A 7,153-nucleotide genomic window follows, 5' to 3' on the forward strand; every position below is an offset into this window, starting at 1 on the left:
AAAAAATAGTACTGCCCTGAAAGGCTGATGCTAAAATCACCCCAAACGTTGTTGCAAACCTAGCTAAGGTCTCGACATTATCGTCGGCTTGCGCCTCGTTTGGTGCACCTTTAGCAATCAGCAGCCCTAATATTTGAATGTTCAACAGACCCTAACATCGTTATTGATAGTAAGAAAAAAGCGGCGCTGTGTAAAGCGGTCTTACATTAAGTATCATAAGATGGCCGACCACACCTATGCTATATCAGACAGCCAATCACTTCGTACGTACCGTGGTTTTAATCATCCCAAAACTGGCTATTAATAACGCCAATACCTGCACAAACAATAACAACCATACGGTAAGAGACCACTGCCCTCGCGCATAAGCTATGCCACCCAGCCATGCCCCTAGCGTACCGCCTGTATAGTAGCCCATATAATATAGACCCGATGCTAATGAACGGCCTTTTTTCACATTGACTGCAATATAGCTGATGGTCGCTGACTGCGTGATAAATACACCAGACGACATAATGGCCAGTCCTATGATCACCCCCCATAATGGCGTGACCAAAGTTAATAACAATCCGACCATAGATACGACGATAGCCACCCGTACTGTACGCGCTGAGCCAAACCGACGTAGCAATGTCGTAGATAATGGCGTGATAATAACACCAAGCAAATATACTGCAAAGATATTGGCGAGCGCACCAGTACCAAGCTCATAAGGCTTATCTGCCAAATGTAAATTGATAAAAGTGAAGCAGCCTACAAGGGAGAACAGCACGCAAGCGCCAAGCAGACATGCTGTTACCACATAGCGATTGGTGACATGCTCACCTAACGTCTGTATCGCTGAGCGAAAATTGGGGTTTGCCACAAAGTGACGAGACGATGGTAGCATCTTGCCAACCCATATTGCCCCCAATAGCGTCATCGCCGTCATCACATAGTAGCCATGACGCCAGCCAATCAGCTCATGTAAATGCCCTAACAAGAACCGACCCATAAAGCCGCCAAGCACGCATCCTGACACATAAAAGGACATCAGCTCAGTCATTGCCCGGCCCTCAAACTCCTCACCGATATAGGCAATTGTCACCACCGTAATACCCGGTACAGACAATCCTTGCATAAAACGCCAAATGCCGACCCATTCAATGCTCGAGCTCTGGGCAATAAGCGCTGTCGGTATCGCTAAAAACAATAAAGCACCAACGATAAACGACTTGCGCCCGACTGCATCGGAGAGCATACCCAGAAATGGTGACATAATCGCAATGGCTAACACAGTGGCACCAACGATCATGCCAGCCTGTACTTCGGTCGCAGCAAAGTCCACCATCATGACCGGTAGCACCGCTTGAATAGAGTACACTTGCAAAAAAGCAAACATACCTATCAGGCCAATTGTGAGCTTCAATATCCACGATGTTGAATGATTGGAGGTGACAGGTGGCACAGCTGTTATATCTTGGATCTGATCTTTAGAATTATTCACAGGGGATCTGACTATATTGGTTATACCATGACTGTAAATAATAACCGTCACTGGCGTGGATGATAGAGAGAAATAACGGTGATTTTTGCTAAATGTATAAGCAAAATCACCGTTATTAAACGATAAATGCTTATCATAATGACAAGCAAATTATGGTAGCACATTCACTAATATACTCAGGTTTAAAAGTGTTATTGCCTCTTGATAGATTCTTTATTTGGATTCGAGATTATCGTAGAAAAACTTGACTAGGAATCACATTTCGACTTGAGACGGTGAAGACAGCTTTCGACTCACAAGTTCATGATCAAAGTTACGTTTACTGCATATACAGGATAGTATGGTTAGATGCTCTTGACGCACTTGTTGAGTACTTAACTGCTTTAACGATTGATGACGTTGACAATTAACAATCACTACCTACGTCTATCTTTTCTAACCCATAGACATGCACGACCACACAACCTTTTAGAATACAATTTACTATGATGAAAAATATGATGCTTTCACAACTTATGATCGCGATGAGCACATTGGTTTTCTCTACAATGGCTATAGCAGAAGTAACTGTATCCGAGACTAGCGTTAAAAGCCTCAACCCAGTTAGATCAACACTCGACGCTACAAACTCACTAGCGGCAGTAGACTGTATAAAGGATGACGCTATCACTGCTACTGAGCTCACAAAAACACGTGATAACGGTCCGTTTTCTATAAAGTCCAAGCATGTGAGTCGCCAATCAGCCAATGGCTTTGGTGGCGGTACCATACATTATCCAACGGATGCTGCTAACTGTGGTCTGCTAGGTGGTATCGCGGTAGTGCCAGGTTATGTGTCTTATGAGTCTTCTATCAAATGGTGGGGACCGCGTTTGGCCTCTTGGGGATTTGTCGTTATCACTATTAATACTAGCTCCATTTACGATAATCCAGATAGCCGTGCTGAGCAATTGAGCGCGGCTCTCGATCACCTTGTCGCTGATGAAACAGTGGGGCATATGATAGATCCAAATCGTTTGGGCGCGATTGGCTGGTCAATGGGCGGCGGCGGTACGCTACGATTGGCAACTGAACGCAGTACGGTGCAAGCCATCATTGCACAAACACCCTATCACGATACGAGCTATGGCGCGATGGATACGCCTGCTCTATTCATCGCTTGTGAAAATGACCGTATCGCCCCGAATAAAAAATACACCAATACTTTTTATCAAAAAGCTGACGGTCCAAAAATGAAGGTCGAGATTAACAACGGCAGTCATTTCTGTGCCAGCCATCGTTTTAACGAGAAACTATTAAGTAAGCCTGCTATCGCATGGATGCAACGTTATATTAACGGCGATGCCCGTTTCGATAAATTCTTATGTGGCAATGAAAGCTACAAAGATGATACTCGTATATCAGCCTATGATTACGAAGACTGTTTATAAGCTATTTTTAACCTACTTACGAAAGGAAGGACAGACAGCTTTCACTGCTGATGATGACACTTGAATAACAACTCTTTTTTATTTTTACACATTTACATTGCTTCTATCTTTTTTCTTACAGACTTTACTGTCATAAAAATTAATAATCATATAGTCAATATTCTATAAATTGGATACGGTGTCAGGCCCGCTTAGTCTACAACTTGTAGTACTTTCACTCGCCTGCCTTGTATCCAAATTATATTGGACCGACTGTAGGGCGCTATAAACAAGTAAAATGATTGAATAAATGAACGATTAAGGAGCAATGTTGATGACTGATGAAATGTATGATTTAGGTGCAGGATTTTGGAGTATTCGAGGATCATTTATCAAAAACGGTATCCTTGATATCGGTGTCCAATGTGCGCTCATAAGACTATCATCAGAGCGATTTATCTTTTTAGATAGCTATACATTAACTGGTGATGTGCGTCAGCAAGTCATGGCATTGACCAATGATGGTCAAAATGTCGAAGCCGTCCTCAATGTTCATCCGTTTCATACAGTACACTGTGCTCAAATGGCAGAAGACTTTCCGCAAGCGACGTTTTATGGCAGTAGCCGACATCCAGAGCAAGTACCTGAAGTTAATTGGGCAGATGACTTGGTCGAAAGCGATGCCATTGCTGCACGCTACCCTGAACTCCAATTCTCTATACCTCAAGGCATGCATTACATCTCACCTGACGAGACGGTTCATGCCAGCTCCTTATTGGTCTATCATCCTGCTAGCCAGAGCATTTATGTCGATGATACCTTTGAGATACCCCCTTCCAAGTTAATAAATGCCGTGCAGCCTAACCTAGGCTTACACCCTACTACCAAAAAAGCGCTCAAAAATGAGCCAAATGCAGCTAAGCACTATTGTGATTGGGCAGTAGAGCTGGCACACGAGTGGCGTGATGGTCGTCATTTTTGCGGCGCGCACTCGGGATTGGTTATATTTGATAAAGGTCAATTTGAGACAGCACTTATCTCAGCGATTGATTTGGCTCGCCCTGAGCTTGAAAAAGCATAAAAGCGTGAACCTTTAGCAAACATATTATTAAAACAACTCGAAAAACAAAGTTTACAGTGAAAAATTAGCCTTGTTTTATTTACATATTTTATTCCATTTACTATATGAGGAAAATTATAAATGACTGATCACATTCATGATTTAGGCGCGGGATTTTGGAACATACGCGGAACATTCCGTCTCGGTGGCGTACTAAATATCGGCACTCAATGCTCTTTGGTTAAGCTATCATCAGGAAAGTTTATCTTTTTGGACAGTTACGCCCTAACGGGTGATGTTCGAGATGAGGTTATGGCGCTCACTAACAATGGTCAAGATGTCGAAGCTGTCCTTAACGTACATCCGTTTCATACAGTCAGCTGTGCTCAAATGGCCAAAGACTTCCCGCAAGCCACCTTTTATGGCAGTAGCCGTCACCATAAAAAGGTGTCAGAAATCAATTGGGCAGATGATTTGGTAGAAAGTGACGCAGTCGCTGCACGCTATCCTGAGCTTAAGTTTTCCATGTCAGAGGGCATTTACTATATATCGCCTAATGAGATGATTCATGCAGGTTCGTTATTGGCTTATCACCCTGCCAGCCAAAGCTTACACGTAGATGATACTTTTATGAGTCCACCAACAAAGTTATTAGAAGCTGTATTGCCTGAGCTAATACTGCATCCTACGACCAAAAAAGCACTGAAAAACGAGCCAAATGCTGGCGCACAATATTGCGACTGGGCGACTAATTTGGCTCATGAATGGCGTGACATACGCAATTTCTGTGCTGCGCACTCTTATCTTGTTCAGTTCAAAGAAGGTGGGTTTGAGAAAGCACTGGTGAAAGCCATTAAGAAAGCTCGTCCAAAGTTAGAAGCAGCATAGTTTTTATCGTATTCTGACAAACATCTTTGCTAAACACAAAAATGGGTCGCTATATTAGCGACCCATTTTTGTGAGCTGATCATAGTAATAGTAAAACTATTATCGCAGCCACTATCGAAGCTGTTATCGAAACAGCAATGTCGCCAGCTCATCCTCATTGCCGAGGATGTCTGCCAATGTATAACGCTCTAGCACATTAACAAATGCGGTGAGCGCTTCAAAGAACACGCTTTTAAGCTGACAGGCTGGACTGATTACACAGCCTAGTGATTTATTCTTTTTTTCTTCAATAAAAGTCACCGGCAAATCCGCCTGATGAGCATCCTGCTCACTATCATTGCGGGTCACTGGTACGGCAAAGCACTCTACCAGATTAAAATCAGGCTCTATCTGTTTGATCAATATGCCCAAATTTATATCTTTAGGTGCACGTGCCAAGCGTATACCACCGTTTTTGCCGCGCACACTTTCTATATAACCCAGTTGGCCCAACTGATGAATAATCTTGGTCAAATGACTTTTAGAAATACCATAGCTGTCAGCGATATCGCTAATATTAGCCAATAATGATGGATCTGGTCTCACAGCCAAATAAATCAATGAGCGTAGCGCGTAGTCACTATAATTGGTCAGTCGCATGTACTTGCGCTCCTATTTTTATAAATTTTATATATTAAGCCAGACAAAATAAGTCGTATTTTTGGTAATAACGTTTAGACATAGCATTTGTAAACAGTATCGTTAGCCGGCTTTAACCAAACAAACCATCAGGCCGAGGACGTGCCAACATTGGCAGATAACTGATGCAAAATAGCACAAAACATGCAATCCAAGCACTTTGCGCCACCATAATCCATATTAGGTAATGACTCATATCTACTAGCGGTAGTAGTACGCGACTGATAAATACCAATACCATCAAGCCATACATAACGTTTACCATTTTTGGCGGTTGATGAATACTGCGACCCGTATGTCCCAGAGATACTCTAGTCATCATTGCTAACGTCATCATACCAACACCTGCAATCGCTAGTCCATGCATGGCGATGCTGTGCGGATAACCGAGCCAAGGTTGTAGTGCATACAATAAGAAACTCAAACACAAGCCTAAAAATGCAATGTACAACGACCAAAGCAATGGTTTTTGCCAAATACCGTGATGATACCACCCTATCAGACGTACGATATTAATCACTGCCACACCGAGCGCGGTAACCGTCAGCAAATACTTATTTGGATAAAATACATCACTAATAAAGAAGGCGAAGAAAAACCCTAAGCTTGCGATATCTTGTGTCTTACTATTACGTAACTTAATGGGTTCTGACGTTTCCATATCCATACTAAGACCACGTTCGATAAAAAATGGCACTACGCGGCGGCCAATCGTCAGCACTAACCCGATAATTAAATAGAACCCAAGATAAATACCTATCTTAGTTGTGTTCATATCAGCATTGATAATGCCCCAATAGCAAAGTCCGTTGCCAAAGGTCAGCAGTGTCAATTTTGCCAAGATACCTATTTGCTTGTATTGCTTAACTTGCCATACTGCTTGACCTATCACATATGCCATCGAAGCGACAAATACTACATCAAAAAGGGCTGCTATATATAACCACGACATACTATTACCTATGAGCGTTATGCCAAGCCCAAAACACAACCAGCTCAGACGTGCCAGTAACCAACAGATAAAGATACCTAGCAACTTATAGCCATGCGGCATCATCACCCCTGTCCATGTTTTGACCGCGGTTAGCAAAAACCCGGCTATCACTGCCAGGGCATAACCATACACCATTTCATGGCCATGCCAGTATAACGGGTTCAAAACCTGTGCATCGATATCGGTGTGACCAGTAAACACAAACGCCCATAGCAGCATCGTTACTACAGCAAATAGCGCAGCAGAACTAAAAAATATGCGAAAGCTTAAATTAAGGATAGGATATGGAGAGCTTGGTGGTTTGCTAGGTAACTTGATAGAGTGCATAGCCATCTTCTTAGGAATATAGATGGCTTTAATTATAACATTCATTTTAAATGAACTTTATAAATCTTTAGTCTAACTATAAAATACTTTACTCACCGAAGTGCGGCGCCTACGGCAATCTCTCAAATCGACGTCTCAATTATAAAAATAGAGAAATCAAGCTAACTGTTATTTGGCCATGACCTAGGGCGTGTCATCAATTAGCACAGTTATTTTAGAATAAGCTATAGTAACTCTATATTTAGCAATCTGAGTAAAACCCTCATGACAAGACGCCATGCCCTACGAGATGACCAATGGGCGAGAATTAA

At 42.5% G+C, this 7,153-nt stretch carries 6 protein-coding genes; 3 read left to right on the top strand and 3 right to left on the bottom strand.

The features are described from left to right. Positions 1-256 precede the first annotated feature (256 nt). Positions 257-1,411, bottom strand: a complete 1,155-nt coding sequence (locus QL898_RS11325; protein ID WP_265089183.1) for an MFS transporter — start codon at positions 1,409-1,411, stop codon at positions 257-259. 572 nt (positions 1,412-1,983) lie between these two features. Here QL898_RS11325 and QL898_RS11330 point away from each other — a divergent pair. From QL898_RS11330 to QL898_RS11340, 3 genes are all read left to right on the top strand, one after another. After that, entirely contained in the window at positions 1,984-2,916 is a 933-nt protein-coding gene (locus QL898_RS11330; RefSeq protein ID WP_201548610.1) for a prolyl oligopeptidase family serine peptidase, read from the top strand. A gap of 313 nt (positions 2,917-3,229) precedes the next feature. Further along, positions 3,230-3,976 carry a hypothetical protein gene (locus tag QL898_RS11335; protein ID WP_201548611.1) on the top strand — a complete coding sequence of 249 codons (747 nt, stop codon included), beginning with the start codon at positions 3,230-3,232 and terminating at the stop codon, positions 3,974-3,976. A 120-nt stretch (positions 3,977-4,096) separates the two neighbouring features. Further along, on the top strand, positions 4,097-4,843 hold the full coding sequence (locus tag QL898_RS11340; protein ID WP_290176876.1) for a hypothetical protein: 747 nt from the start codon (positions 4,097-4,099) through the stop codon (positions 4,841-4,843). A 123-nt stretch (positions 4,844-4,966) separates the two neighbouring features. Here QL898_RS11340 and QL898_RS11345 read toward each other — a convergent pair whose 3' ends face one another. Further along, the gene (locus tag QL898_RS11345) at positions 4,967-5,482 is read right to left on the bottom strand and encodes an Rrf2 family transcriptional regulator (protein ID WP_290176877.1); all 516 of its coding nucleotides are present in this window, start codon (positions 5,480-5,482) and stop codon (positions 4,967-4,969) included. A gap of 112 nt (positions 5,483-5,594) precedes the next feature. Next, positions 5,595-6,887 (bottom strand): NnrS family protein, encoded by a 1,293-nt coding sequence (locus QL898_RS11350; protein ID WP_356639180.1) that lies wholly within the window; start codon positions 6,885-6,887, stop codon positions 5,595-5,597. Positions 6,888-7,153 lie beyond the last annotated feature (266 nt).

Origin of the sequence: Psychrobacter sp. APC 3279, assembly GCF_030407795.1 — a bacterium.
Classification (GTDB): Bacteria; Pseudomonadota; Gammaproteobacteria; order Pseudomonadales; family Moraxellaceae; genus Psychrobacter.